Below are 25719 nucleotides of genomic sequence, written 5' to 3'. Positions count from 1 at the left end.
AACGTCGCTCCGCTTGAGCGAACTGTACTCGAAGGGAACGTCATGACCGTCTTCACGGTGAGCCCTGTCGTGCTCAAAATCCCCGGCAGGCCCGTTGACCTGCAGCTGAAGGTCTCCGCACCAGTTTCTGATCGGGCCGAGGGCAACGAGCTGCCGATCATCCTGCTGTCCCACGGGCAGGGCTACTCGAACCACCTCTCCTCGCTGAACGGCTACGCCCCGCTTGCGAACCACTGGGCCGAGCAGGGCTTCGTCGTCCTCCAGCCGACCCATCTGAGCTCCCGAACACTGAACCTGCCCGGCGACACCCCTGGTGCGCCGATGTTCTGGAAGGAGCGCGCCGAGGACATGTCGCACGTCCTCGACCGGCTCGACGAGATCGAGAAGGCCGTGCCGCAGCTGCAGAACCGCCTGGACCGCACCAAGATCGCGGTGGCAGGGCACTCGATGGGCGGCCACACCGCGAGCCTGCTCCTGGGCATGAAGGCCGAGGGCGTCAGCCTCGTCGAGCCGCGGATCAAGGCGGGCGTGCTGCTCGGATCCACCGGTCGGGGTGATGGGCTCACGGAGATCGTGCGCGACAACTACTCGTTCATGCTGACCGCGGACTTCACCGAGATGGTGACGCCCGCGCTCGTCGTGGCAGGGGACAAGGACGCCTCGGAACACCTCACGGTGAACGGGCCGGAGTGGCACATGGATCCGTTCCACCTCGCGCCCGGCCAGAAGGACCTGCTCACGCTGTTCGGCGGCGAGCACGGGCTCGGTGGCGTGTCCGGATACGACGTCGCCGAGACCACGGACGAGAGCACCGAACGGGTCGAGGCCGTCCAGAAGCTCACGACGCCTACCTGCGCAGTCAGCTGTACAAGACCGATGACTGGCAGGAGGCCCAGAAGTGGTTTGCCACCACGGAACTCGGCAAGGTCGAGTCCAAGAGCTAGTGGGCGTTGGGCTCCGGGTTCGTACCGGGGCGTGACAGGAACTCGAAGTCGCAGCCCTCGTTGGCCTGCGTGATGTGCTCGTAGTACAGAGCGCCGTACCCGCGTTCGAACTTCGGCGGCGGCGCGGTCCACGCGGCGCGGCGCCGCTCCATATCCTCGTCGGAGATCTCCACGCGCAACACGCGCGCCTCGACGTCCAGCGTCACGAGGTCGCCGTCCTGCACCAGCGCCAGCGGCCCGCCAACGTGCGCCTCCGGTGCCACGTGCAGAACGCATGCGCCGTAAGAAGTTCCGCTCATCCGCGCGTCAGACACGCGCACCATGTCCCGGACGCCCTCGCGCAGAAGCCTGTCCGGGATCGGCAGCATCCCGTATTCCGGCATGCCGGGCCCGCCTTTGGGGCCGCCACCAGCGAGCACGATCACCGAGTCGCGGGTCACCTCGAGATCCGGTGAGTTGATCCGTGCCTGCAAGTCCTTGTAGCCGTGGAAAACCACGGCGGGCCCGGTGTGCTTCCACAACGCGGGATCAGCCGCCACGTACTTGATCACCGCACCGTCAGGAGCCAGATTGCCGCGCAGCACGGCCAGTCCGCCCTCGGGCGAGATCGGGTCGTCCAGCCACCGGATCACCGAGGAGTCGTACACCTCCGCACCGTCGAGATCGTCGCCGAACGTCCGTCCGGTCACCGTGGTTCGCTTGAGGTGCAACGAGTCCCGCAGCCGCGACAGCAACCCGCGCAGCCCGCCCGCGTAGTAGAAGTCCTCCATGAGGTACGAGCCGGCGGGCTGAACGGACGCCAGCACCGGAACCTCGCGCGACAGCCGGTCGAAGTCGTCCAGCGTCAACGAGATCTGCGACCGACCGGCCATCGCGATCAGATGGATGTAGGAGTTCGTCGAGCCGCCCAACGCCAGTACAGTCCGAATCGCGTCCTCGTAAGCTTCCGCGGACAGCACATCGCTGATGGTCAACCCTTCGCGCACCATCTCGACGACCCGCATGCCCGAGGCGGCCGCCATGCGGTAGTGCGCCGAGTCCACGGCCGGAATCGACGATGCCCCAGGCAAAGTGAGCCCGAGCGCCTCGGCGGCGGCCGTCATCGTCGAGGCCGTGCCCATGGTCATGCACGTGCCGGGGGAGCGAGCCAGTCCTGACTGGATCTCCGCCCAGTCGGCCGAGGAGATCGTCCCTGCACGCTTCTCGTCCCAGAACCGCCACATGTCCGTGCCGGACGCGAGCTTCTCGCCACGCCAGTTGCCCCGCAGCATCGGCCCTGCCGGCACGAAAACCGTGGGCAGACCGGCAGAAGCGGCACCCATCAGCAAAGCGGGCGTGGTCTTGTCGCACCCGCCCATCAGCACCGCGCCGTCGACGGGATACGACCGGAGAATCTCCTCGGTCTCCATCGACAGCATGTTCCGGTACAGCATGGGTGTCGGCTTCTGGTACGTCTCCGACAGCGTCGAAACCGGGAACTCCAGCGGATAGCCGCCTGCCTCCCAGACACCGCGCTCGACCTGCTTGGCCCGTTCACGCAAGTGCATGTGGCACGGGTTGATGCCACTCCACGTGTTCAGGATGGCGATCACGGGCTTGCCGAGGTGCTCGGACGGGTTCATGCCGAGCTGGCGCATGCGGGCGTTGTGCGAGAACGCTCGCAGCCCCTCGCCGTCGAACCACTCCGCGCTGCGCAGATTCTTTTGGGCGAACGTCACAGCAAGCCCCAAGAGTTCAGCAGCACACCAACGGCCGAGCGGTCGGCCTCGGACAACAGCGAAGCAGGCGGCCGCACGTCCCGGCGGCACAACCCCAGCTGCGCCAACGCTTCCTTCACCACGGACACGTTGTTGGCGGACTCGTTCAACGCCCGCAGCTCCTCGAACCCGCGGACGAAGTCCCAGATCTCCATCGCCGCGCCGAACTCACCGGCCTGAAGGCAACGGAAGAACTGCACCGACAGCTCGGGTGCCACGTTCGCCAGCCCGGACGTGAAACCCGTTGCCCCCACAGCGAAGTAGCCCGGCGCCGACAGCTCGGCAAGGCCCGCGACCCACGTCACCCTGTCCAGCCCGGCATCGCGTGCGACGGAAGCGAACCGGACCGGATCGGGCACCGCGTACTTGACGCCCACGACGTTCGGGCAGTCGTCCACCAGGGAGGCGATCTGCGCGCCCCCGATCCGAGGGTTCCGCACGTAGAGGATCACGCTCAGCTCAGGAACCGCGGAAGCGATCGTCCGGTGGTAGTCCACCCACCCGTCCAGCGACACGTACGGGTGCACCGGCTGGTGGATCATGATCCCGTTGGCGCCGGCCCGGTCAGCGAACCGCGCAGCCGCAACGGCAGTCCCGAGGTCGTGCCCGACCCCGGCGACGATCGCGGCACGGCCGCCGGCCACGTCGACCGTGATCTGCAGCGCGCGCTCGGTCTCGGCAGCGGACAGCGTGTAGAACTCGCTGGTGTTGCCGTTCGGAGTCACGACGGAGACGCCGCCCTCCACCATCCGGTCGACGATCGCGGCGTAGTTCTTCTCGTCGATCGCGCCGTCGGCGTCGAACGGCGTGACGGTGATCGCCACGACCGACGCGAGCGGCTCGGAGAGGTCATCGAACGCCATCGGGAAGCTCCTCAACAACTCGGTCGGCGAAGGTCTGGATGTGGCGGCGGAGGAGCTCGAAGGCAAGGTCTCCCTTGCCCTGCACGGCGGCGGCGAGGATCGCGCGGTGCTCGGCTGCCTCGTCGTCCCACGTCGGGCAGATGCCCCACCCGGCGACGGTGATCAGCGCGGCCTGGTCGCGCAGGCCGTCTAGGATCTGGATCATCAACGGGTTGCCGCACGCGGCGTACAGCGCGCGGTGGAAGCGGCGGTTGGCGAGGGAACGGCGCGCGAGGTCGCCCGCGTCGCCCAACGCCAAAGCGGCCTCGTCGAAGGAGGCACCGAGCAGGATCGAGCGGCGCAGCGCCTCGGGCTCCATCAGCACGCGCACGTCGTAGACGGAGCCGGCCATCTCGGCGTCGACCGTGCGGACCGCGGCGCCCTTGTACGGGCTCATCACGACGAGCCCCGACCCGGCGAGCGTCTTGAGCGCCTCGCGCACCGGCGTCTTCGAGACGTTGAGCGTGGCCGCGAGATCTGTTTCCACGAGCGCCTGACCGGGCTTCAGCTTTCCGTTGAGAATCGCTTCTTTGATCGATTCCAGAACGAAGTCCGTGCGAGACGCGGGAGGCGCTTCAACCCGGTCATACATCATATACGAGACTTTAAGAGCTGCTGGAGGCCCAGGTCAACAGTCTTCTGTGGGCTGCGCAACGTCGGTGTATCTGAGTTGAACCAACTCTCTCGCGGGCTCGTTTTGAAGGTGTCGGTCACCGCAAGTGCGCGGGACTGAAGAAGGGAAAAATGACTGCATCGTTCCGCGTAACCGTGTCCATTGCCGCGTCCGCCAGCGCATGGCACCGAACGTCCTGGGCACCAACGAGTTGAACGAGATCGACACATGCTGATGGAAGAACTGCCACCGGAGGCCGCGCTGAACGGCCCTCCGCACAATGCGGACCACCTGCTGCAGCGCACGCTGGGCACCGTCCGTGAAGAGAGACATCAGGCCGTGCGACGCCGAGGGCGCATCACGGCCATGACATCGACCCTCATGGTCGCCGGAGTGCTCGCTGGGGGCGTCTGGATGGGCCAGGGCATGGGGGTCAGCGGCACGGACGACGTCGACGCGCTCCTGCAGGGGACCTCGCCGACGGGCGCGCACATGGCCGTGAAGGTCACCGACACCGAGGGCGGCCTGAGGCTGGTCGCCACCGTCGACGGCGTGCAGGACGGGGAAGCCTGCTGGCTGGTCGTGCACACGAGTGACGGGAGGACCTTCACCGCCGGCTCGTGGAGGGCGCACGAAGGTGAGGTGACTCTGGCGGGGTCTGCGATGGTCCGCGCGGCTGACGTAGCAGGCGTCAGCGTCGTGAACCACGACCGCCAGCCCCTGGTCACCGCGAGCTAGCGTTTTGATGAGGGGAGCTTTCATCAACTGAAAGCTCCACCCATCAAGAAGTTGCGAACGCCTTTGTCCGGATGTCAACATTCGGACATGTCCACGCCTGTCTCCCGCCAAGGCGTCGCAGGCGAGGCCGCCGACCGGATCAGAGACGCGATCCTGAGCGGTGAGCTGGCCGCCGGCACCGCCCTCAAAGAGGTCGAACTGGCTGCTCAGCTCGGTGTCAGCCGTGGATCGGTGCGTGAAGGGCTCGTGCTGCTCGAGCGCGAGGGACTCGTCGTATCCGAGTTGCATCGCGGCACGTGGGTGCGCGCGCTCGCGCCGGAGGACATCGACGAGCTGTACACGTTGAGGGCGGCGTTGGACGTCCTCGCGATGCGGACGGCGGCAGCGAAGGGCACGTCGTTCGACAGTCTTGATGCCATCGTCGAGGAGATGCGGCACGCGCGCACGGACGCCGAACGGGTCGCGTTGGACATGAAGTTCCACGACGCCGTGTACGCGGCGACCGGCCATCTGCGGCTGATGGAGGCCTGGCAGGCGATCCGCAGCCAGATTCACCTGTTCCTGCTGGCGCGGGTCGTCGGTGACGCCACCTACCGGGATCTCGTCGTGCCCGACCACGCGAACCTGGCCGCGGTCCTGCGCTCCGGTGACGCCGAGCAGGCCGGGAAGGCGGCAGAGGAACACCTGCGCGGTTCCTACGCGAAGCTCGTGGGGCAACGGTGAACGTTTGAACGTTCGAACTGAGACAGCGGCCTGTCGTCCGCTTGGCCCGCTTGGCAAGCTGTAGCCGTGGCCCCGAACAAACCGATGACCCTCGCAGTCGCGGCGGTCGCGGTCCTCGTCATCGGGGCCTCCGCGGTCCTGCTCTGCGGCACGTCCAGCGGGAAACCGGACCAGTACGTCAGCGAGCTCGACCAGGTGCTGAACGAGCCGGAGACGCCGAACGTCGTCATCCGGTGCGGCACCAACGAGGAGAGGCACCTCAACGCGGACAACCCCGTTGTCTCGCCGGGCATCCCGTTCGGTGCTCATCACACGCACGAGTACGTGGGCAACAAGTCGGCTGATGCGACGTCGACGAACGCCTCTCTAGCGGCCGCGTCCAGCACGTGCGAGAAGGGTGATCTCTCCACCTACTACTGGCCGGTGCTGCGCCTGACCGACGGCACCGGCCACGACGCGCACGCTGACGGCGGCGGGCTGCACGGAAACACCGGCGAGGTGCTGAAGCCGAAGAGCGTGGAGATCCGGTACGAGGGCAGCGCCGTGAGCAACGTGCTGCCGATGCCGCGGTTTCTGCGCATGATCACCGGCGACCCGATGGCGTTCACCAGCAACTACGGCCCGAACGTCCGGGCCAGGTGGGGCTGCGCGAACCAGCCAGGCCGTTACACGACGAAGTACCCGTTGTGTGGGAGCGCGACCACGTTGCGCAGCTACGACTTCGGCAGCTGCTGGGACGGCAACAACACCGACAGCTCGTCACACCGCACCCACGTGGTCTTCCCGCTGGTGGGCGGCGCGTGCCCGCCGCGGACGTTCCCGATCCCGCGCCTGCACATCACCGTCGGCTACGACATTCCCGCCGGTCGCCCGTTCGCGATCGACAGCTTCCCCGAGGAGCTGCGCGACCCGGCGACCGACCACGCGATGTTCATCAACGTCATGCCGGAGACGTTGATGGCCGAGCTCGTCGGGCACCTCAACGGGTCCCGCTAGCATCCACCTCATTCTTTTTGTCGAAACCTCGTTGAACCGAAGCCCGTTTTTGCTCGTGTGTCGGCTGAGGTCTTCAACAGGACGCCCGCAAGAGGTGTTCGCGGGCGGGGAGGAGTGGGTGGATGGCGGCTTTGTTCTCCCGCAAACGGGAGACCGCGGCCGACGAGGCACTGATCCGGTCGCTCTACGAGGAGCACGGTCGGGCACTGCTGGCGTACGCGACGCGGCTGACCGGTGATCGGGCGGCTGCCGAGGACGTGGTCCAGGAGACCCTCGTCCGAGCGTGGCGCCATCCCGACGCCCTCGTGAACGGCAAGGGATCGGTGCGCGGCTGGTTGTTGACCGTGGCGCGCAACATCGTCACCGACAGGGTGCGGGCCAAGGCCGCGCGCCCTCAGGAGGTCGCCGAGTCACCGGCGACGCCACCGATCGCGCGTGACCACGCTGACCAGGTGGTCGACTCGGTGGTGGTGCTGGAGGCACTCGACAGGTTGTCTTCGGACCACCGCGACGTGCTCATGGAGATCTACTTCCGCGGCCGCAGTGTGACGGAGGCGGCGGAAGCGCTCGGAGTACCACCGGGCACGGTGAAATCAAGATCGTATTACGCGTTGCGAGCCCTGAGGGAGACGTTCGTCGGTCAACAGGTCGCACTGAAGGGGGTGGCCGGATGACCACGCAGCACGATCCGCAGCTGCTCGGTGCCTATGTTCTTGGAGCACTGGACGCGCAGGAGGTGCGCGAGATGGACGAGCACTTGGCGTCCTGCCCTGACTGCGCGCGTGAGCTCGAGGACCTTCGTGCGATGGAGGCCTTCCTCGGCGAGGTGCCGCCGGAAGCAATGCTGGACGGACCGCCAGAGGGCGGCGATTTGTTGTTGCAGCGCACCTTGCGCCAGGTGCGCAGCGAACGCGGCGGCGTCGCTCGACGTCGCCAGTTCACGCTTGGTGCCGCGGCGGCCGTGGTGGCCGCTGTCGTGCTCGGCGCCGGTGTCTTCGTCGGCAAGGTCACGTCGCCAGATGCGACAACGGCCCTTCCCACACCGACGACGGTCGCACCGGACCCGGCGGGCACCAAGCTCGCCACGTTCACCGACCCGGTGACCAAGGCGTCGATGACCGTGAAGGTCGTCCCCGCCGCGGGCTGGGTGCGGACGAACATGGCGATCAGCGGCATTCCCGAAGGCGAGAAGTGCCGGATCTTCGTCGTGGCGAAGGACGGCAGCCGTCAGGAGGCGGGTTCCTGGGTGGTGTCCAAGAAGGGCGCCGCCGAGGGCACGAACCTGGACGGTTCCGCGCTGGTCGACCCCAAGGACGTCAAGTCAGTGGTGGTCGAGAACTTCGCGGGCAAGAAGTTCGTCGAGGTGCCGGTCCAGGCGTGACCGAGGGGTGAAGGGGCCGCTTCCGCTACCGGAGGCGGCCCTTTCTTCACGGCTTGAGCACCACTTTGCCCACCGTGGCACGGGATTCCAGCGCCTCGTGGGCCTTCGCGGCGTCCTTGAGCGCGAACGGCGGGTTGATCAGCGGCACGAACCGCCCGCTCGCCAGTCCCGCCATCGACTCGTCCTCCAGGGCTCGCAGCCCGCGCCGCATCAGGCCGGGCCCGAGCGCGACGGTCGCGGTGAGGCTGTTGGCGAACAACGCTTCCGTGCTGATCGGCGTCATCGCCCCGGACGCCCAGCCGTAGATGATCTGCCGCCCACCCGGCCCCAGCGTCTTCAACGCCCGGGCGCCGACCTCGCCACCGACGGCGTCGAGCACCACCGTCATGTCCTTGATGCCGTCCGCCCAGTCCGGCCGGGTGTAGTCGATGGCGGCGTCGGCGCCGTTGTCCATGACGTAGTCGAGCTTCTCGCCGCTCGCGAGACCGACGACCCGTGCGCCGACGTTGCGCGCCTCCTGCACGAACAGTGCCCCCATGCCACCTGCCGCCGAGGTCACGAGCACGACGTCGTCCTTGGTGAGCTTCGCGGCGTCGAGGACAGCGACCACCGTGCGACCGGTGCCGATCATGGCGACCGCCGCCTCGAACGACACGTCGTCCGGCAGCGCGTGCAGTGCGCTGACGTTGGCGACGGCGAGCTCGGAGTAGCCGCCGTTCGCCTGGCCGAGGTGCGCGACGACCCGCCGGCCCAGCCACTCCGGCTCGACGTCGTCGCCGAGTGCCGTGACGACACCGGCGACCTCGCGTCCCGGCGTCATCGGGAAGTCGACGGGCCCGAACCCGCCCTTGCGGATCGTGGTGTCGACGAGGTGGACGCCGGCGGCGGCCACGGTGACACGGACCTGACCGGTCGTGGGCTCCGGGTCGGGAACCTCTTCGAAGCGCAGGTTCTCCGCCGGGCCGAACTCGTACTGCCGAATCGCGAACATGCCGCCGACGCTACGAACTCCACTTAACTGGAGGTCAAGCGTCAGTGAGCGATCATCACGTGCTTGACGCGCGTGTAGTCCTCCAGGCCGTGCATCGACAGGTCCTTGCCGTAGCCAGAGGCGCCGAAACCGCCGTGCGGCATCTCGGACGCGACGAGACCGTGCGTGTTGACCCACACGATGCCGAAGTCGAGTCGCGCCGTCAGCGACGCGGCCCGGCCCGTGTCACGGGTCCAGATCGAGGACGCGAGTCCCTGCGGCACGCCGTTGGCCAGCGCGATGGCCTCGTTGTCGGAAGCGAACGACTGCACGGTGATCACCGGTGCGAAGGCTTCCTCCTGGACGAGCTCGTCGGACTGGTCGAGGCCGGAGATCACGGTGGGCTCCAGGAAGAAGCCGGTGGAACCGTGCCGCTTTCCTCCACAGTGGACCGTGGCACCGGACCGGGAGAGCAGGCCGAGCACGCGGTCGAGCTGGGCCTGGCTGTTCAACGGGCCGAAGTCCGTGCCGGGCACCTGGGCGGACGCCGTTTTCGTCAGTGCCGCGACGAACTCGTCGTGCACGGCCGAGTGCACGAGCACGCGGGTGGCGGCCGTGCAGTCCTGGCCGGCGTTGTAGAAAGCGGCACCCACGACGCCTTCCGCCGCCGCGGCCACGTCGACGTCGTCGAACACCAGGACCGGTGCGTTGCCGCCGAGTTCGAGGTGCGTGCGCTTCACGGTCGCGGCGGCGCTGCGGGCGACCTCGATGCCGGCACGGGTGGAGCCGGTCAGCGAGACCATGGCGGGGACCGGGTGCTCGACGAGCAGGCGGCCGGTGTCACGGTCGCCCAGCACGACGTTGAACACCCCAGCCGGCAGCACCTGAGCGGCCAGGGAGGCCAGCAGCACGGCGGAGGACGGCGTGGTGTCGGCGGGCTTGAGCACCACGGTGTTGCCCGCTGCCAGCGCCGGGGCGATCTTCCACACCGCCATCATCAGCGGGTAGTTCCACGGCGTGATCTGGGCGATCACACCCACCGGCTCGCGGCGCTGGTACGAGGTGGCGCCCGCGATGTACTCGCCGGCCGCGGCGGTGCCCAGGGCGCGGGCGGCGCCGGCGAAGAACCGGATCTGGTCCACGCACTGCGGGATTTCCTCGTCGAGCACCACCGAACGGATCTTGCCGGTCTCGCGGATCTCCGCGTCCGCGACCGCGGAAGCGTTGGCCTCCAGCAGATCCGCGAGCTTCAGCAACGCCAGCTGCCGCTCGCCGGGAGTCGTGCGCGACCACGCGGGGAAGGCCGCTTCCGCCGCGCGCACCGCCGCGTCGACCTCGGTGGCACGGGAGATAGCGGCACGCCCGAACTCCTCACCGGTCGTGGGATCGATGAGCGGCGACGTCTCGTCGGCGGAAGCTGAAGTGCCGTTGATGAAGTTCGCGACGATCACGTGTGCTCCAGGTGCGTGGGGGCGAACATGCGCAACACCGCGGGCAGCACCACCACGTGCGGGCCGTCCCCGGCGAACGCCTTGGCGAGATCTTCGCGCAGCGACTCGGGCGTGCTGCGGGTGGCGGGCACCCCGAACGCCTCGGCGAGCGCCACGAAGTCGGGCCTGGCCAGCTCGGTGGCGGTGGCCTGGCCGAACGCGTCGGTCATGTACTCGCGCAGGATGCCGTAGCCGCCGTCGTCGACGATCAGCCAGACGACCCGCGAGCCGTGCTGGGCGGCCGTGGCCAGCTCCGAGATGCCGTACATCGCGCCGCCGTCACCGGACACCGCGAGCACCGGTCCGTCGTGGGCCGCGGCGACGCCCAGCACGGCGGGGAAGCCGTAGCCGAGACCGCCGGCACCTGGGCGGAGAACGTGCGCGCCACCACGCGGATCCCACGCCGACCAGGCCCAGTAGGCCAGGATCGTCATGTCCCAGCAGGTGGGCGTGCCATCGGGAACCGCCGACCGCAGCGCACCGAGAACCTGCCACTCCAGATCGAGCTCCTGCTCCCGCAGTCGCGCACGGACCCGGTCGAGCAGGTCGCGAACCCGCTCCTCCGCAACGCCGTCCGCCGGCCGGGCCGTCACGCCGGAAACCAAGGCGCGCAAGGCGTGCCTGGCGTCGGCGTGGATCCCCAGAGCGGGGTAGTTCGACTCCAGCTTGCCGAGATCCGCCTCGATCTGGATCACCGAACCACCCGGCAGGAACGTCCGGTAGTTGCTGGACAGCTCACCCAGTCCCGAGCCGACCACAACCAGCACGTCGGCGTCAGCCAGGAACGACGTGGTGTGCCAGTCCTCCAGCCACGACTGCGCGGAAAGCGGGTGCTCCCAAGGGAAGTTGCCCTTGCCTCCGAACGTCGTCACGACCGGCGCACGCAGCTTCTCCGCCAGTTCCAGCAGTTCGCCCGAAGCCCGAGCAGCACCACCACCGGCCAGGATCACCGGCCGTGAGGCGCCGTCCAGCAACCGGACGGCCTCGGAAACCAGCTCCTGCCGCGGATGGAGCTCACGCGCCGACCACGACACCGAAGCCACCGGCGGAACAGAGGCCGGTCCGAGCAGCACGTCCTGCGGGATCTCCACCCACACCGGCCCGAACGGCGCGGTCAGCGCGATCTCCCACGCCTCGGCCAAAGCCGACGGTATCTGCGAGGCGTGCCGCACGACGCGCGCGTGCTTCACCACGTCGCGGAACGAAGCCAGCTGATCGGTCAGCTCGTGCAGGTATCCACCCCGCACGCCACCAAGCCCTGCCGACGGAATCTGCGACGAGATCCCCAGCACCGGCGCCGAAGCGGAGGCCGACTCCTGCAGCCCGGCCAAGGTCTGCAGGGCACCGGGACCGGTCGACACGAGCAGCGGCGTCACGGAACCGGTGATCCGCGCGTGGCCGTCAGCGGCGAACGCGGCGTTGACCTCGGTCCGCGAACCCACGTACCTCAAATCCGACCGCCGCAGCGCGTCGAAGAGCCCCAACGCGTGCTGACCGGGGATGCCGAACACGGTGCCCGCGCCGAGCGCCTCCAAGGTCTCGACAACGACATCGCCGCCGTTGCGCTCGCTCACACGCCCTCCTTCAGGGCCAGCAGACTCACCAGGTCATACGCGACATGCGATGCTGCCACCGAAGTGATGTCCGCGTGGTCGTACGCAGGCGCCACCTCGACGACGTCCGCGCCGACCAGGTTCAGTCCCCGCAGTCCCCGCACGATCTCCAGCAGCTCACGCGAGGTCATCCCACCGGCCTCGGGCGTCCCGGTGCCAGGAGCGTGCGCCGGATCCAGCACGTCGATGTCGATCGACACGTACAACGGCCGCGATCCGATCCGCTGCCGCAACGCGTCCACGGTCTCGTCGACACCCCGCCGCATCACGTCGGACGACGTCACGACGCCGAACCCGAGCCGCCGGTCGTCCTCGAGATCCTTCTTGCCGTACAAAGGACCCCGCGTGCCGACGTGCGAGATCGCCTCGGTGTCGAGGATCCCTTCCTCGACCGCGCGCCGGAACGGAGTCCCGTGCGTGTACGGCTCACCGAAGTAGGTGTCCCACGTGTCGAGGTGCGCGTCGAAGTGCAACAACGCCACCGGCCCGTGGATCCGCGACACCGCCCGCAGCAACGGCAGCGCGATCGTGTGGTCACCGCCGATCGTCACCAGCCGGGTGCCTTCCCGCTGCAGATCGGACGCGGCCTGCTCGATCGTCTCGATCGCGGAACCGATGTGGAACGGGTTGACCGCGATGTCCCCGCCGTCAGCGACCTGGACGCGTTCGAACGGCGACACGTCCAGACTGGGGTTGTAGGGACGCAACAGCCGGGACGCCTCCCGCACGGCCGAGGGCGCGAACCGCGCGCCCGGCCGGTATGAGACACCGGTGTCGAACGGGACTCCCACCACCGCGACGTCCGCGTGCGCCACCTGGTCCAGGCGCGGCAGCCGGGCGAAGGTCGCAGGCCCCGCGTAGCGCGGGACCTGCGAGGAGTCGACAGGGCCGATCATGCGTTCACCAGTTCCTCATCTTCATCTGCTTCGGTCGCCTCGCCTGCCACCCGACGCTCCCAGTTCGCGAGCACCGCCGCATCCGTAGCCGGGGTGGCCAGGCTGACCACGACGTACGTCACCAGGGAAGCGCTGAGGCTGTAGTAGATGGGAGAGTCGGCCAGCACGCCGTCGATCACCATGAACGCGATCGCCGTCAGCGCGCCGACCGCCATGGACGCCATCGCTCCGACGCGAGTGCCGCGCTTCCACACCAGACCGCCGATGATCGCGACCAGCAGGCCGCCGACGAGGATGTTGTAGGCGACCGTCAGCGCGGCCACGACGTCGTTCAGCGCCACCGCGATGCCGATCGCGATCACGCCCAGCACCAGCGTGAACATCCGGTTGGAGTGGACGTCGGTCTTGCGCCGCCAGATGTCATTGGCGGCCACGGTCGAGCACGCGATCAACGCACCGGACGACGTCGACATCATGGCTGCGAGCGCGGCGGCGAGGACGAGCCCGCGCACACCGGTCGGCAGCAGGTTCTCGACCATCGTCGCGAACGCCTCGTCCTTGTTGGCGATGTTCGGGTACAGCGCCTTGCCCGCCGTGCCGATCAACGCACCCGCGACCGCGTACACCAGGCAGTAGAGCCCGGACGTGATGCCGCCCCAGGTGGCCACGCGGGGCGACTTCGCGGTGAACACGCGCTGCCAGATGTCCTGGCCGATCAGCAGACCGAACACGTAGATCAGCAGGAACGTGATGATCGTGCTGACGCCGATGTTGCTGACGTCGAACATCGCCGGGTCGTTGAGCCGCTGCTGGATGCCGTCGAAGCCACCGGCCGCGACCAACGAGATCGGCAGCAGCAGGAACAGGATGCCGATCGTCTTGATGACGAACTGCACGATGTCGGTCAGCGTGATCGACCACATGCCGCCGAGAACGCTGTACAGCACCACGATGCTGCCGCCGATGATCACGCCGACGGTCTTGGGCAGTCCGAAGAGGACGTTGAAGATCGTGGAGTAGGCGATCGTGGACGTGACCGTCAGCATCAGCGTGTACGCCCACATCACGGCGCCCGACACGATCGACGAGTTGCCGCCGTAACGAAGATCGAGCATCTGCGAGACGGTGTAGACCTTCAACCTGACGATCCGGCGCGCGAACAGCGCGCTGAGCAGCAGGATGCCGAGGCCGATGGCGAACACCATCCAGGCGCCGGAGATGCCGAACTTGTAGCCGAGCCCGACACCGCCGATGGTCGACGCGCCGCCGAGCACGACGGCGGACATGGTGCCGGAGTACATGCCGAAACCGAGCCTGCGTCCTGCGACCAGGTACTCGCTCTTGCTGGTGGCGCGGCGCATGCCCCACCAGCCCATGCCGAGCATGCCGAGCACGTAGGCGGCGATCACCGCGTAGTCGAGAGCCACTGTCGGACCTCCTTGGGTTGCAGGTCACAGTAGGAACGCGCACTGGCGCTGGTAAGTGGTCGTTCTGCACAATTGGCTCGCCATGGTTGTGCAAACCGTCCCGCTGAAGGATCTTGTCGCCCGAGTCGATCTCGGGCTGACCGTCCTGTGTGGAGCCGACGCGCTGGACCGGCCGATCCGCTGGGCGCACGTGTCCGAGCTCGAGGACCCGACGCCGTACCTGGTCGGCGAGGAGCTGCTGCTCACGGCCGGTGTGCGGTTCCCGTCCGACGTGCCCGCGTACGTCGCGGGACTCGTCTCGTCCGGTGTCTCCGCGATCGGGTTCGGGGTGGAGCCGGAGTTCCCGACGGTGCCGTCCTCGCTGGTGGAAGCCTGTGAGGCGCAGGAGATGCCACTGCTGGAGGTGCCGCCGTCGACGCCGTTCCTCGCGGTGTCCCAGGCCCTCGGCGCGCTGCTGGCGGAGATCGCCGTGCGGGAGCAGCGGATGCTCGCGGACAGTCAGCGCGCCCTGACCCGTGCCGCCACCCGCGTCCGTCCGGTCGAGTCGGTGCTGACGACGCTGGCCGTGGTGCTGAACTGCCGCGCAGACCTCGTCGACCCCGCGTCCGCACCTGACGACGTTGCCTCTCTCGTGGGACGTGTCGCGTCAGGGTCGGGACCTCGTTCGGCTTCGGCCCAGGTGGGTGAAGAGCACGTGACGCTCGACCCGGTCGAGTCCGCGGTCCTCGTGGTGCGCCGATCGGCTCCGTTGTCCCCTTCCGAACGGGCGGTGGTCGCGGTCGCGCTGGCGTTGCTCGGGTTGCTGCGCCGGGACGTGGAGAGCGAACGCGGTCAGATCGCCCGGCTCGCGGCCTCGGCCCTGCTGCGGTCGCAGGTGGCAGGAGTGGCGAACGTGCTGGGGCCGGGGCCCTACCGGGTGGTGGCGGGGGAGTCGCCGGCGGACTACGACGTGTTGGCCCAGCGGTACGGGCCGCTGGTTTCGCAGGCAGGGAACGGGTTTCTGGCGCTGGTGCCGGCTGTGTTCGAGGTGTCGGGGCCGGTCGGGGTGTCGTCGCCGTTCATGGAGCCCGAGCTCGTCTCCGCATCCGGCACGTCACCCGACTCCGCGCCCGGCCTTGCGGTCGGCCGTGCGGCGGCGGAAGCAACGGCGTTGCTGGCGCGAGCCAAAGCCACCGGCTCTCCCGCGTTCCCGGCGTCCGATTTGTCCTCTCTTGTGGACCCCGTGGCGGCCAGGGAGTTCGCCCGCCGTGAGCTGGCGGGACTGCTCGGACGCCCTGAGCTGATCGAGACGCTGCGGGTCTGGCTGGGGCAGCACGGCAGCTGGGACCGGACTGCGGCGCTGCTCGGCGTGCACCGCAACAGCGTTCGGCACCGAATCTCACACGTCGAGCGACTGCTCGGTCGTGATCTTGGTGAGGCTGACGCGCGGGCCTCGCTGTGGCTCGCGCTGACGTGGCTCGATTAATTCCTTTGCGGCCGGGCGGTGCACTCGGTCATCATTGTTCCATGATTACCGCAGAGGAATGGGCCGGAGCGCCCTCAAAGCTGTGACCAGCTAGTTCATTTTCTTCTATCTCTGCGAGCATTTGTGTATCAATGCTCGTTCCTGGCGTGTTCGTCCAGTGGTCAGGACGTCGGATTCTCAATCCGGAAACACGGGTTCGATCCCCGTACGCGCTACGTGGCCCGGTCTCAGTGGGGTGGACCGGGCCCTCCCGCACCACGGTCCATCTCAGACGGACCCAAAGAATCTTCCCAAAACTTCGCCCGAATGGTCTAGGCGCCAGTTACGCTCTGCGAATGGCTGCGGTCCCCGCCTTCGCACGCTACGAGGTCGACGTACGTCGGCCGAACGCCGCGCGGATCCACGACTTCTACCTGGGCGGCGCGCACAACTACGCCGCCGACCGGGCGTTCGCCAAGCAGGCGGTTCGGATCGACCCCGAGCTGCCGCTCGTGACTCGCGCGCACCGGTCGTTCCTGCGCCATGCCGTCCGCCACTGCTGGGCGGCGGGCGTCCGCCAGTTCCTCGACCTCGGCTCGGGCATCCCGACGTGCGGTGCGACCCACCAGACGTTGCCCGACGCCCGCGTCGTGTACGTGGACTCGGACCCGGTGACCGTGGCGTTCGCGCGCGGGCTGCTGCGCGGCGAGCCTCGCACGTGCGCGGTGGAGGCGGACCTGCGCCGGCCGGAGCAGGTGCTGAGGCATCCGGGAGTGCTGTCCCACCTCGACCTGCGTGAGCCGTACGCGGTGCTGATGGTCGATGTGTTGCGCTATGTCGACGACACCACCGGGCAGGGTCGCGTGGTGCGCCGGTACCGGCACGCGTTGCCCGCAGGCGGGTTTCTCGTGGTGTCGCATCCGGCTCCGGTCGAGCAGCTGATGGAGGGGCTGTCGATCGAGGCGCCGTGCGTGGTTCCGGGGGCGTACGCGGGGATCGGACGCAAGGGCCGAATCTGACCGGCTGTATCTGACTTCTCCTGCGCGCCTCCTAAGGGAACGTGCGGGAAGCGCTTGAGCGAGCGAAGGCGTTGCGGTGGGCGGGCCGGCCGCAGGACGCGGCTTTGGAGCTGCGCAAGGCACTCGCGACCTCCGACGACCGGTGCGAGCTGCTGTACCTGTTGTGGGACTGTCAGTTCGTGCTGGGCGATCGGGCCGCGGCCTTCGAAACCCTGGTGGAGGCCAAGGGACTGGCGCGCGGGCCGATGGTTCAGCGCGTCGCCGTCGCCGAGGCCAGCTGGCTCATGTCGGAGGGCGAGCACGCACAGGCCGTGCACCAGCTCGAGTCGATCGACACGGACGACGACGCCGTTCGTGCCTACGCGTTGAGCGTGCGGGGTGTGTGCGAGGCGTTCCTCGGTGACGTGGAGCGCGGCATCGCCACCCTGGAAGACGCGCGCACGGCAGCGCATCGCAGTGGCTGCATCCGTGAGCTCAGCAGGGCGGTCGGGAACCTGACCTATGTGCTCGGCAGCTCCGGTCAGCACGAACGCAGTGCGCGCATCGGCAAGGAAGCGTTGACACGCCTCAGGATTCAAGGGCTCGCGCCGACCTTCAGCGCCGTCATCCGCTACAACCTCGCGACCAGCCTGCTCGCTCTCGGACGGTGGAAGGAGCTGGACTCGCTGGAGGTCCCCGACACCATCCCCGGCAACAAGGCCGCGAGGATCCTGCTGTGCAAAGCGGAAGCCACCGCGTTGCGCGGACAGGACCCCGATGACCTCATCGAGGAGGCAGAGAAGGCCGTCGACGGGCCGGACGCCCTGTTCGCTGCCCAATGCGCGTACACCAGAGCCGTTGCGGCCAGGGCGAAAGGCCAGTACCGGGCCGCTGTCGAACTGTGCCGCGAGACCGTCGCGGACCCGCCGGAAGCGTTGACGCACGGCGAGATCCTTCGGCTGTGCGCGGAAGGTCTGGGCGCTGCGCGCGATCTCCAGGCCGCAGGCGGCAGGGTGACCAAGCTCGATGATCCGGAAGCGACGGAACAGGAGCTGCTGTCACGGCTTCCCGTGCCGTGCGGTCCGGAAGACGAGGTGTGGCGCAGGGTCGCGTTCGCGGAGGCCGGTCAGGACAGCTGGGCCGGCATCGCCGTCCAGTGGGACCGGCTGAAGATGCCGTACCAGGCCGCGTACGCGCGAACTCGTTGCGGTGAACCGGAAGCGTTGCGCCACGCCGACCGCGCCGCGCAACGTCTCGGGGCGCTGCCGTTGGTCAAGGCGGTCGACCGGCAGGCGCGCAGGCAGCGCATTCCGTTGCTGCACGAGGACAAGCCGCAGCTCGGCACGCTGACACCACGCGAGCGCGAGGTGCTGGAGCTGCTGGGCTGGGGCCGCACCAACAAGGAGATCGCCCAGGAGCTGGTGCTGAGCGTGCGCACGGTGGGGCTGCACGTGTCGCACGTCCTGGCGAAGCTCGGCGCCGGCAACAGGTCGGAGGCGGCGCGGATCGCACGCGACCAAACCTAGGTATTGCGACCGATGTGCACGTGGGTGCTCCTGCGTTTTCCTTGAGGGGTAACAGAAACCTTCCTGAAGGAGAACCGGATGAACCTCAAGCGCGTCGCGGCCGTGATGTCTCTTGCGGGCGGAATCGCCGCCGCCACCGCGGGCACCTCGCACGCACAGGCCGCCATGGCCGGTGGGTGCGAGCTGCGCATCACCGAGGTGCGGGCACTGGACCTGCAGGAGACGCCCACGGACGAGATCTACCTGCGGGTCGGTGACGAGAGAACCGGGACCCGCACCTTCACCGAAGGTCAGACGAGAGAGGCCACCGAGCTCGGGAACGCCGACCAGATCACGGAGTTCATCGCGCCGGGAGGCTTCGTGGCGGTGTCCGTCGTCGAGGACGACCCCACCATCGACACCGTCATCGGATCGTTCCGCGTGCCGTGCCGTGCCGCCGCGGTGCAGCGCGACGTCGCGGGAGCAAACGCGTTCTACCGGGTCTCGTACGTCGTGACCCAGCTGCCGTAACAGAATTCCGGGGCGCCGAGCGGTGGGCGCGGCGTCCCGGAGCCCACCAACGAGGGGGATTTACCTGATGAACCCGACCGATCCACCCACCGACACCGAGCTCTGGGCCGTGCTGAACGTGGACGAGTTCCAGTTCCGGCTCGTCAAGCCGTGGAACCTGGACACGCTCGCCGCCGCTCTGCGCAACGCCGCCGCACGGGGCACACAGGTCGAGGTCCGCGCGTACAACGAGCAGAACGCCGAGATCACGGTCCTCGTCAACCCGTCGAGAGCGCGCGTGGTGCACATCGGCAAGCGCAACGTCGTCGTGCCGCGCAACGGCATGCCCGACGTGTCCGTGAACGGTTTGACGGAGGTCGGCGCTGGGTAGTCCGCCGGGCGACAAGTACGGAGCCTGGAGGGCGTCATGACCCACCGCGTCACAGTCAAGGTCGCCGGTCTGCAACCGGTGCAGTTGCTGGCCGCGCTGGCCGGTATCGCGTTCATCGTGTTCGGCGTCGTGGGCTTCACCCGCACAGGGGTCGGCGACTGGGCCGCCCAGTCGTTCATGCTCGGGTTCTCGGTGAACCCGCTGCACAACCTGGTGCTCGTGGCCGCCGGCGTGCTCGGTCTGCTCATGGCTCTGGGGTCGGGCCTCGCCCGGCTGTACGGATGGCTGCTGTTCGCCGGCGGCGCCGCGATCTTCGTGTGGAGCCTGATGATCACCGGTGTCCTGGCTCGCAACCCGGTGTCCGAGTTCGGCAACCCGTTGGCGCTCAACACGAACGACAACTGGTTGTACTTCGGCATCGCGCTCTTCGGTCTGCTGCTCGCGGTGCTGCCCGCGCGCCGCAAGGTGATCGAGGAGGAGGAGCCGGAGCTGCCGCAGCAGCGTTCGGCCGCGTTCCGGGAGTCCGACGAGCAGACCAGGGAGCACCGCATCGAGGAGATGGACCCGACGGTCAGCCCGAGGGAGCAGGAGCCCATCACCAAGGAGCAGGCCGTGATCGACCCGAAGACCGAACGGGTGAACAAGGACAAGATCAAGCACTGAGGACCCCCGGACGGGTCCCCCTGCCCGGAACCGACGCGCTGTTGGAGCCCACATGCGGCTCTAACAGCGCGTCTGTTTCGATGTCGCGATGCCTTCCGAGTTGCTGACCGACGAAGTGCTGATCACGTGGGGCACCGCGCTGGCCGCGTTCCTGGCCGTCGCGCTGCACGGGATCTGGCGGCTCACCCGCAACGTCATCACCATCGCCCACGAGGGCGGCCACGCCCTGGTCGCGGTCCTCACCGGGCGGCGCCTCAGCGGCATCAAGCTGCACTCCGACACCAGTGGCCTCACCGTCTCGCGCGGCAAGCCTCGCGGGCCCGGCATGGTGCTCACCGCGCTGGCCGGTTACATCGCGCCGTCGTTGCTCGGGTTCGGTGCCGCGGTGCTCATCACCAACGAGCAGATCCAGCTGATGCTGTGGATCAGCATCGTGTTCCTCGCCGCCATGCTGATCATGATTCGCAACGTCTTCGGCGTGCTGTCGATCATCGTGACCGGCGGGGTGTTCCTCTTCGTCTCCTTCTACGCCTCGCCAGAGGTCAGGGACACCGCCGCGTACGTGTTCGCGTGGTTCCTGCTGCTCGGCGGCGTGCGCCCGGTGTGGGAGCTGCAGGTCAAGCGGTGGCGCCGTCAGGCCCCGCGCAGTGACGCCGACCAGCTCGCCTGGCTCACCGGCGTGCCCGCGCTCGGCTGGGTGACGCTGTTCGGTGTGGTCAGCGTCGCGGCGCTCGTGGGCGGCGGTGCATTACTGCTTGGACGTTGGTCAACTCCCCTGCTCTGAACGAGCAGAGGTCGCGTTCTCCGTTCGCCAGTGGCTGTGGCGTGCGGGCCGCATCAACCTGCCGTCGTCAGGAGGCGGGTTCGGGCACGTTGACGAGTACCCACGCCGAGCGTGCACGGTTGCGCACGTTGACCCCGGCGACGTGATCGGCAGGCCCAGCGAGGCCGCACCGACGACAGCAGAAGTGGTCGCGATCGGACCTGTTGTTGCGCGCCGTGTGCCCGCATCGCGGGCACATCTGTGAAGTGTGGCGGGCGTCCACAGTGATCACTGGAACTCCCGCCCGTTTCGCCTTGTACTCGACGAAGGTGCCGAGTTGGTGAAACGGCCAAGAGGAGTGGGTGGCTCGCTGGTCGCGGCGAGGCCGTACCCGGTCACGGATGCCGCTCAGATCTTCCAGAGCGATACCGCGGCCGGTGCGTTGTGCGACAGCCACCAGTTCCTTGGCAATGGTGTGGTTGACATGCGTGACATGGCGATGCTCCCGTCGAGCACGCCGACGGAGACGACGGGTCGCGGACTTGGTCCGCTTCGCTTGCAGCTCGGCGCGTTTCCTCAGCTGCCACCGTCGATAGCGCCGCAAACGGCGACCCTGGAAATTCGTTCCGTCCGACGTGGTGGCGACGTTGACGATGCCGCGGTCAACGCCGAGCCAGTCGACCGGCTCGAACACTGCTGGCTCGGGCAGGTCGCAGACGGCGATCAACAGCCACTTGCCGTCACGCACCACCAGGTTGGTTTCGCCCTGGCGGGATGAGGCGAGGGTTCTCAGCTGGTCGGGGTGCCCGGTGAACCGCATTCCCTTCAAGCGGCCCACCGAGGTCCAGATCGACACCGTCTTGGCGGCGTGTTGCCACGAGAGCATTCGGTCGTCGAACGGCTGAGCCGCCTCGTCACGAAATCTGATCGGCTTACCCTCGGCCTTGGCACGTCGTGCGCCGACCAAGATTCCCGAACGGATGTGAGCTCGCAGTGCGGTGTAGGCGTCGACGACCTTCTTCACCGTCCGCACCGCGGCCTGGGCTCCCAGACCCGACGACCGCACCTCGCTGTAGACCGGTTTCTGCAAGTCGTTGCGGGAGAACACGTTCTGCTCGAACGCCACCCGCGACACCTCGTTCGCCGCTGCGTTGCACACGCGCAGAGTCGTCGCCAGCGCCGCTGCCTGCTCGGCTGAGGGCAGCAGGCGGACCTGAACAACGATCTTCACCTTGCCAGTGTAGAACATCTGTTCGATTGCAGGCGCCGTGGGTAATGGTTTTGCCGTGGTGAAATACTGAACTGAACAAGCCGTGGTCGAGAGGTGGGTTCAGTGCTGCGTGGGGATGTCGGGCTCGAACTGGGCCAGCGGGTCGCGCGGGCGTTGCGCGCCGCACTGGACGTGGACATCACCGCCGAGGAAGCGCTGATCCGACCGTCCAACCGAGACGGTGCCGACTACCAGTGCAACGTGGCGATGAGCCTCGCCAAGAAGGTCGGCAAGAACCCGCGCGAGGTCGCCACGCTGATCGTCGAGCACCTCGACGCGGCCGACGCGATCGAGACGCCGGAGATCGCGGGTCCCGGCTTCATCAACCTCAGGCTGCGCCGCGAGTGGCTCGAAGCGCAGACCGCCGGCCTGCTCGGCGACGATCGCCTCGGTGTGCCGACGACGGACGAGCCGCGGCGCATCGCGATCGACTACAGCAGCCCGAACGTCGCCAAGGAGATGCACGTCGGGCACCTGCGCTCGACGATCATCGGGGACGCGTTCTGCCGCCTGCTGACGTTCGCGGGCCACGAGGTCATCCCGCACAACCACCTCGGTGACTGGGGCACGCCGTTCGGCATGCTCATCGAGCACCTGACCGACGAGGGCCACGGCGCCGACCACGAGATCAGCGACCTCAACGCCTTCTACCAGCAGGCCAGGCAGAAGTTCGACAACGAACCGGGTTTCGCCGACCGCGCGCGCCGGCGGGTCGTGCTGCTGCAGGGTGGCGACGAGCACACGCTGGCGTTGTGGCACGAGCTGGTGGCCGAGTCGCAGCGGCACTTCAACCAGGTCTACGAGCTGCTCGGTATCGGTCTGTCCGCGGAGGACAACTACGGCGAGAGCTTCTACAACCCCTACCTCGCCGACACGATCATCGAGCTGCAGCAGAAGGGCCTCGTCGAGACCAGCGACGGTGCGCTCTGCGTGTTCCCGCCCGGCTTCACCAACCGCGAGGGCGACCGGCTGCCGCTGATCATCCGCAAGAGCGACGGCGGCTACGGCTACGCCACCACGGACTTCGCCACCGCCCGCTACTGGGTGCGCGAACGCAAGGTGGACCAGCTGATCTACGTGGTCGGCTCGCCGCAGGCCCAGCACTTCCAGATGATCTTCGCCACGGCGAAGCAGGCGGGCTGGCTCGACGACGCCCACACCGCGGTGCACACGGGGTTCGGCACGATCCTCGGCGCGGACGGCAAGACGATCCGCACCCGCACGGGCGGCACGATCAAGCTCATCGAGCTGCTCAACGAGGCGGTCGAGAACTCCTACAAGGTGATGCCCGAAACGTCCGAAGTGGAGGGTGCGGAGAAGGACGCGCTCGCCCGCACGATCGGCCTCGGCGCGGTGAAGTACGCGGACCTCTCCAACGACCGCGAGAAGGACTACGTCTTCACCTGGGAGAAGATGCTCGCCACCACCGGCGACACGTCCGTCTACATCCAGTACGCGAACGCCCGGATCCTCTCGATCTGCCGCAAGGTCGGCCGCGAGGCACCGGCGGACGCGCCTCTGGTGCTGCAGGAGCAGGCCGAGCGCGATCTCGCGCTGAAGCTGCTCCAACTGCCCACGGCGATCCAGGCGGCCATCGACGAGCTCGCCCCGCACAAGCTCACGACCTACCTGTTCGAGACGGCCACGGCGTTCTCCACGTTCTACAACCAGTGCCCGGTGGCGACCGCGGAGACCCAGGAGCTGCAGGACTCGCGCCTGCACCTGCTCACGCTCACGTCGCGGGTGCTCACGCTGGGTCTGTCCCTGCTGGGCATCGGCGCACCTGAAAAGCTGTAACAGGTTTACCCCTGGTCAGACCACGGGTACGCAGTGATCGCAACTCTTCCGCCCAGCAAGGGAGTCGCGATGACCTGCACGACCCGTCTTCCCAAGCCGGTCACCGACGTGTGGGACTGGCAGATGGAAGGGCTGTGCCGCGGCCAGAACAGCGCTGTCTTCTTCCACCCGGACAACGAGCGCGGTTACGCCAGGGCCGCGCGGGAGGAGAAGGCGAAGGCGATCTGCGCGCACTGTCCGGTGCTGGCGCAGTGCCGCGAGCACGCCCTGGAGGCTCAGGAGCCGTACGGCGTGTGGGGCGGCATGGGCGAGGACGAACGGCGCCAGATCATCGCCGCTACCCGGCGCCGTGTCCGCGTGGCCTCGTAGCGTGGCCTCCAGGCCCTCTACTCCTCGAGCACGTCTCGCAGTTGCCGCAACGTCTTCGCGAGCAACCGCGAGACGTGCATCTGCGAGATCCCGACCTTCTGCGCGATCTGCGTCTGCGTCATGTTGCCGAAGAACCGCATGATCACGATCTTGCGCTCCCGCTCCGGCAGCTTCTGCAGCAACGGGTGCAGCGCCTCCCGCTGCTCGATCATCGCGATCTCCGGATCTTCCTCGCCGATGGTGCTGCCCAGTGAGATCGACGAGTCCTCCGACATCAGCATGTCGTCCAAAGACGCGCTCTGGTAAGCGTTTCCGGCCGCGAGTCCTTCGTGGACCTCGTCGCGGCTGAGGCCGAGGTGCTCTGCCAGCTCCGACGGTGTCGGTGCCCGCCCGAGGGACTGCGACAGCCGCGAGGTGCCCGCGTTGATCGCCAGATGCAGCTCTTTGAGCCGTCTGGGCATCCGCACCGACCAGCTGGAGTCGCGGAAGTACTTCCGCACCTCACCCATGATCGTCGGCACCGCGAAGGACAGGAAGTCGCTGCCGCGGTCGGGGTCGAAGCGGTCGACGGCGTTGATCAGGCCGACCGTCGCGACCTGCACGAGGTCCTCGTGCGGCTCGCCGCGGTGGCCGAACCGGCGTGCGATGTGCTGGGCGACCGGGAGGTGCTCGGTGACGAGCCGGTCCCGCAACGACTCCCGTTGTGGTCCGTCGGGTGTGACCGCGAGCTCGGCGAACAGCGGAGCCAGGTGGTCGTAGTCACCGCCGGACCTGGTCGTCGTGGTCGACTCCTCCGACCCGGTCACGCATCCACCGCCCCTGCGGAAGACTTCACGAGGTCGATGTGGACCACGAACCCTTCGGTCTCCTCGACTCTGGTCTGCACCGAGTCGACGAGTGCGGTCAGCACGCGCCAGCCGAAGCTGCCCTCGTCGGGCCCCGCGGCGACTTTGGCGGACGCCTTCGCCGAGACGTGGACCGCGCCCGCACCGTCCACGGCGAAATGACAACTGAGCACAGCGTCCTGAGCCGCCAGCGTGATCAGCGTCGAGCACGTTTCGTCGACGGCGAGCTTCAGGTCCTCGATGGAGTCGAGGTCGAAGTCCTGCCGCATCGCGATGTCCGCTGCGACCGCGCGCACGATGGACAGCTGCATGGGATCCGCGGCCATTCGCAGTTCGACCCCTGACAATTGCGTCACACCCACCTCGTAGTCCGTTCTGCTGTGGGCCGGCATGTCATTGCCGTACCCGAATCGATCTCATTTCACACGTGTAATGGCCTGGTGACGCGGGAAGTCACCTGGCAGAGGCAACCGACGGGGAGGAGCGCTGTGCTGGTGCACGAGGACTTCCTTGCCCTCCGGTTCCCGGCAGACGCACGCGAGGTGGCGCCTGTGCGGCACCAGTTGCGCGAATGGCTGCAGGAAAGCGGTTTCGGCGAAGACGAGGCGAGCGACCTCGTTCTCGCGGTCAGCGAGGCGGTCAACAACTCCGTTGAACACGCCTATCCGGGCCCTGCGCGCGGCACCGTCGAAGTGCGCGCGCGGCTCGACCGGG

27 protein-coding genes and 1 tRNA gene are annotated in these 25719 nt (G+C 68.0%); 17 read left to right on the top strand and 11 right to left on the bottom strand.

Annotated features, from left to right (window positions below):
• The first annotated feature begins 42 nt into the window (after positions 1 to 42).
• Positions 43 to 1017, top strand: coding sequence for an alpha/beta hydrolase family protein (locus tag FXN61_RS16515; RefSeq protein WP_246291649.1), 975 nt, complete (start codon positions 43 to 45; stop codon positions 1015 to 1017).
• On the opposite strand, the gene araD is transcribed toward FXN61_RS16515, so the two are convergent.
• From araD to FXN61_RS16500, 3 genes are read right to left on the bottom strand one after another with little or no spacing between them, the layout of a single operon-like run.
• Complete coding sequence (gene araD, locus FXN61_RS16510) at positions 941 to 2662, bottom strand: L-arabinonate dehydratase (RefSeq protein WP_167974874.1); 1722 nt, start codon at positions 2660 to 2662, stop codon at positions 941 to 943. The two genes, FXN61_RS16515 and araD, sit on opposite strands and share 77 nt — an antisense overlap.
• Positions 2659 to 3564, bottom strand: a complete 906-nt coding sequence (locus FXN61_RS16505) for a dihydrodipicolinate synthase family protein (RefSeq protein WP_167974872.1) — start codon at positions 3562 to 3564, stop codon at positions 2659 to 2661. The genes araD and FXN61_RS16505 overlap by 4 nt, the downstream gene beginning before the upstream one ends.
• The gene (locus FXN61_RS16500) at positions 3551 to 4198 is read right to left on the bottom strand and encodes a GntR family transcriptional regulator (protein ID WP_246291648.1); all 648 of its coding nucleotides are present in this window, start codon (positions 4196 to 4198) and stop codon (positions 3551 to 3553) included. The genes FXN61_RS16505 and FXN61_RS16500 overlap by 14 nt, the downstream gene beginning before the upstream one ends.
• Positions 4199 to 4444: 246 nt before the next feature.
• Here FXN61_RS16500 and FXN61_RS16495 point away from each other — a divergent pair, with 246 nt between their 5' ends.
• From FXN61_RS16495 to FXN61_RS16475, 5 genes are all read left to right on the top strand, one after another.
• Entirely contained in the window at positions 4445 to 4954 is a 510-nt protein-coding gene (locus FXN61_RS16495; protein WP_167974870.1) for an anti-sigma factor, read from the top strand.
• Between the two features lie 87 nt (positions 4955 to 5041).
• Positions 5042 to 5677 (top strand): GntR family transcriptional regulator, encoded by a 636-nt coding sequence (locus FXN61_RS16490; protein WP_167974868.1) that lies wholly within the window; start codon positions 5042 to 5044, stop codon positions 5675 to 5677.
• An 84-nt stretch (positions 5678 to 5761) separates the two neighbouring features.
• Positions 5762 to 6673, top strand: a complete 912-nt coding sequence (locus FXN61_RS16485; RefSeq protein WP_167974866.1) for a DUF1996 domain-containing protein — start codon at positions 5762 to 5764, stop codon at positions 6671 to 6673.
• Between the two features lie 122 nt (positions 6674 to 6795).
• Positions 6796 to 7347 carry a sigma-70 family RNA polymerase sigma factor gene (locus FXN61_RS16480; protein ID WP_167974864.1) on the top strand — a complete coding sequence of 184 codons (552 nt, stop codon included), beginning with the start codon at positions 6796 to 6798 and terminating at the stop codon, positions 7345 to 7347.
• Entirely contained in the window at positions 7344 to 8054 is a 711-nt protein-coding gene (locus FXN61_RS16475; RefSeq protein ID WP_167974862.1) for an anti-sigma factor family protein, read from the top strand. Before FXN61_RS16480 ends, FXN61_RS16475 begins: the two co-directional genes overlap by 4 nt.
• Positions 8055 to 8100: 46 nt before the next feature.
• On the opposite strand, the gene FXN61_RS16470 is transcribed toward FXN61_RS16475, so the two are convergent.
• From FXN61_RS16470 to FXN61_RS16450, 5 genes are read right to left on the bottom strand one after another with little or no spacing between them, the layout of a single operon-like run.
• Positions 8101 to 9045 carry a zinc-binding dehydrogenase gene (locus FXN61_RS16470; protein WP_167974860.1) on the bottom strand — a complete coding sequence of 315 codons (945 nt, stop codon included), beginning with the start codon at positions 9043 to 9045 and terminating at the stop codon, positions 8101 to 8103.
• A gap of 41 nt (positions 9046 to 9086) precedes the next feature.
• Positions 9087 to 10475 carry an aminobutyraldehyde dehydrogenase gene (locus tag FXN61_RS16465; protein WP_167974858.1) on the bottom strand — a complete coding sequence of 463 codons (1389 nt, stop codon included), beginning with the start codon at positions 10473 to 10475 and terminating at the stop codon, positions 9087 to 9089.
• On the bottom strand, positions 10472 to 12088 hold the full coding sequence (locus tag FXN61_RS16460; protein WP_167974856.1) for a thiamine pyrophosphate-binding protein: 1617 nt from the start codon (positions 12086 to 12088) through the stop codon (positions 10472 to 10474). The genes FXN61_RS16465 and FXN61_RS16460 overlap by 4 nt, the downstream gene beginning before the upstream one ends.
• Positions 12085 to 13023 (bottom strand): agmatinase, encoded by a 939-nt coding sequence (speB, locus tag FXN61_RS16455; RefSeq protein ID WP_167974854.1) that lies wholly within the window; start codon positions 13021 to 13023, stop codon positions 12085 to 12087. The genes FXN61_RS16460 and speB overlap by 4 nt, the downstream gene beginning before the upstream one ends.
• Positions 13020 to 14450 (bottom strand): sodium:solute symporter family protein, encoded by a 1431-nt coding sequence (locus FXN61_RS16450; protein ID WP_167974852.1) that lies wholly within the window; start codon positions 14448 to 14450, stop codon positions 13020 to 13022. The genes speB and FXN61_RS16450 overlap by 4 nt, the downstream gene beginning before the upstream one ends.
• Positions 14451 to 14532: 82 nt before the next feature.
• Between FXN61_RS16450 and FXN61_RS16445 the strand changes: the two genes are divergently transcribed.
• The 8 genes from FXN61_RS16445 (at position 14533) to FXN61_RS16410 (ending at position 20745) form a co-directional block, all read left to right on the top strand.
• Entirely contained in the window at positions 14533 to 15915 is a 1383-nt protein-coding gene (locus tag FXN61_RS16445; RefSeq protein ID WP_167974850.1) for a PucR family transcriptional regulator, read from the top strand.
• A 143-nt stretch (positions 15916 to 16058) separates the two neighbouring features.
• Positions 16059 to 16130 (top strand) — tRNA-Glu (locus FXN61_RS16440).
• 120 nt (positions 16131 to 16250) lie between these two features.
• Entirely contained in the window at positions 16251 to 16913 is a 663-nt protein-coding gene (locus tag FXN61_RS16435; protein ID WP_167974848.1) for an SAM-dependent methyltransferase, read from the top strand.
• Between the two features lie 41 nt (positions 16914 to 16954).
• Positions 16955 to 18418, top strand: coding sequence for a LuxR C-terminal-related transcriptional regulator (locus FXN61_RS55385; RefSeq protein ID WP_167974846.1), 1464 nt, complete (start codon positions 16955 to 16957; stop codon positions 18416 to 18418).
• A 78-nt stretch (positions 18419 to 18496) separates the two neighbouring features.
• A complete protein-coding gene (locus FXN61_RS16425) occupies positions 18497 to 18928 on the top strand; it encodes a hypothetical protein (protein WP_167974844.1) in 432 nt (143 codons plus the stop codon).
• 67 nt (positions 18929 to 18995) lie between these two features.
• Positions 18996 to 19298, top strand: a complete 303-nt coding sequence (locus FXN61_RS16420; protein WP_167974842.1) for a hypothetical protein — start codon at positions 18996 to 18998, stop codon at positions 19296 to 19298.
• Positions 19299 to 19334: 36 nt separating this feature from the next.
• Positions 19335 to 19961 carry a DUF4383 domain-containing protein gene (locus FXN61_RS16415; RefSeq protein WP_167974840.1) on the top strand — a complete coding sequence of 209 codons (627 nt, stop codon included), beginning with the start codon at positions 19335 to 19337 and terminating at the stop codon, positions 19959 to 19961.
• 88 nt (positions 19962 to 20049) lie between these two features.
• A complete protein-coding gene (locus FXN61_RS16410; protein ID WP_167974838.1) occupies positions 20050 to 20745 on the top strand; it encodes a M50 family metallopeptidase in 696 nt (231 codons plus the stop codon).
• 67 nt (positions 20746 to 20812) lie between these two features.
• Here FXN61_RS16410 and FXN61_RS16405 read toward each other — a convergent pair whose 3' ends face one another.
• Positions 20813 to 21955 (bottom strand): RNA-guided endonuclease InsQ/TnpB family protein, encoded by a 1143-nt coding sequence (locus FXN61_RS16405; protein ID WP_223165465.1) that lies wholly within the window; start codon positions 21953 to 21955, stop codon positions 20813 to 20815.
• Positions 21956 to 22057: 102 nt separating this feature from the next.
• Here FXN61_RS16405 and argS point away from each other — a divergent pair, with 102 nt between their 5' ends.
• Both argS and FXN61_RS16395 read left to right on the top strand, forming a co-directional pair.
• On the top strand, positions 22058 to 23791 hold the full coding sequence (gene argS / locus FXN61_RS16400; RefSeq protein WP_167974834.1) for an arginine--tRNA ligase: 1734 nt from the start codon (positions 22058 to 22060) through the stop codon (positions 23789 to 23791).
• A 69-nt stretch (positions 23792 to 23860) separates the two neighbouring features.
• Positions 23861 to 24160 carry a WhiB family transcriptional regulator gene (locus FXN61_RS16395; RefSeq protein WP_112274647.1) on the top strand — a complete coding sequence of 100 codons (300 nt, stop codon included), beginning with the start codon at positions 23861 to 23863 and terminating at the stop codon, positions 24158 to 24160.
• 17 nt (positions 24161 to 24177) lie between these two features.
• On the opposite strand, the gene FXN61_RS16390 is transcribed toward FXN61_RS16395, so the two are convergent.
• Positions 24178 to 24966, bottom strand: a complete 789-nt coding sequence (locus FXN61_RS16390) for a SigB/SigF/SigG family RNA polymerase sigma factor (RefSeq protein ID WP_167974832.1) — start codon at positions 24964 to 24966, stop codon at positions 24178 to 24180.
• On the bottom strand, positions 24963 to 25331 hold the full coding sequence (locus FXN61_RS16385) for an ATP-binding protein (RefSeq protein ID WP_246291647.1): 369 nt from the start codon (positions 25329 to 25331) through the stop codon (positions 24963 to 24965). Before FXN61_RS16385 ends, FXN61_RS16390 begins: the two co-directional genes overlap by 4 nt.
• 162 nt (positions 25332 to 25493) lie before the next feature.
• On the opposite strand from FXN61_RS16385, the gene FXN61_RS52205 reads away from it, so the two are divergent.
• On the top strand, positions 25494 to 25719 hold a 226-nt coding region (locus tag FXN61_RS52205; protein WP_167974828.1), incomplete at its 3' end, for an ATP-binding protein.

This window comes from Lentzea indica, from assembly GCF_012184385.1.
GTDB classification, from domain to species: Bacteria; Actinomycetota; Actinomycetes; order Mycobacteriales; family Pseudonocardiaceae; genus Lentzea; species Lentzea indica.
This window is presented reverse-complemented; position numbering and strand designations above follow the sequence as displayed.

Coding starts and splice junctions, on each gene's coding strand:
- FXN61_RS16515 (WP_246291649.1), top strand. CDS start 43: ATGACCGTCTTCACGGTGAGCCCTGTCGTGCTCAAAATCCCCGGCAGG.
- FXN61_RS16505 (WP_167974872.1), bottom strand. CDS start 3,564: ATGGCGTTCGATGACCTCTCCGAGCCGCTCGCGTCGGTCGTGGCGATC.
- FXN61_RS16500 (WP_246291648.1), bottom strand. CDS start 4,198: ATGATGTATGACCGGGTTGAAGCGCCTCCCGCGTCTCGCACGGACTTC.
- FXN61_RS16495 (WP_167974870.1), top strand. CDS start 4,445: ATGCTGATGGAAGAACTGCCACCGGAGGCCGCGCTGAACGGCCCTCCG.
- FXN61_RS16490 (WP_167974868.1), top strand. CDS start 5,042: ATGTCCACGCCTGTCTCCCGCCAAGGCGTCGCAGGCGAGGCCGCCGAC.
- FXN61_RS16485 (WP_167974866.1), top strand. CDS start 5,762: ATGACCCTCGCAGTCGCGGCGGTCGCGGTCCTCGTCATCGGGGCCTCC.
- FXN61_RS16480 (WP_167974864.1), top strand. CDS start 6,796: ATGGCGGCTTTGTTCTCCCGCAAACGGGAGACCGCGGCCGACGAGGCA.
- FXN61_RS16475 (WP_167974862.1), top strand. CDS start 7,344: ATGACCACGCAGCACGATCCGCAGCTGCTCGGTGCCTATGTTCTTGGA.
- FXN61_RS16470 (WP_167974860.1), bottom strand. CDS start 9,045: ATGTTCGCGATTCGGCAGTACGAGTTCGGCCCGGCGGAGAACCTGCGC.
- speB (WP_167974854.1), bottom strand. CDS start 13,023: ATGATCGGCCCTGTCGACTCCTCGCAGGTCCCGCGCTACGCGGGGCCT.
- FXN61_RS16445 (WP_167974850.1), top strand. CDS start 14,533: ATGGTTGTGCAAACCGTCCCGCTGAAGGATCTTGTCGCCCGAGTCGAT.
- FXN61_RS16435 (WP_167974848.1), top strand. CDS start 16,251: ATGGCTGCGGTCCCCGCCTTCGCACGCTACGAGGTCGACGTACGTCGG.
- FXN61_RS16425 (WP_167974844.1), top strand. CDS start 18,497: ATGAACCTCAAGCGCGTCGCGGCCGTGATGTCTCTTGCGGGCGGAATC.
- FXN61_RS16420 (WP_167974842.1), top strand. CDS start 18,996: ATGAACCCGACCGATCCACCCACCGACACCGAGCTCTGGGCCGTGCTG.
- FXN61_RS16415 (WP_167974840.1), top strand. CDS start 19,335: ATGACCCACCGCGTCACAGTCAAGGTCGCCGGTCTGCAACCGGTGCAG.
- FXN61_RS16410 (WP_167974838.1), top strand. CDS start 20,050: ATGCCTTCCGAGTTGCTGACCGACGAAGTGCTGATCACGTGGGGCACC.
- FXN61_RS16395 (WP_112274647.1), top strand. CDS start 23,861: ATGACCTGCACGACCCGTCTTCCCAAGCCGGTCACCGACGTGTGGGAC.
- FXN61_RS16385 (WP_246291647.1), bottom strand. CDS start 25,331: ATGGCCGCGGATCCCATGCAGCTGTCCATCGTGCGCGCGGTCGCAGCG.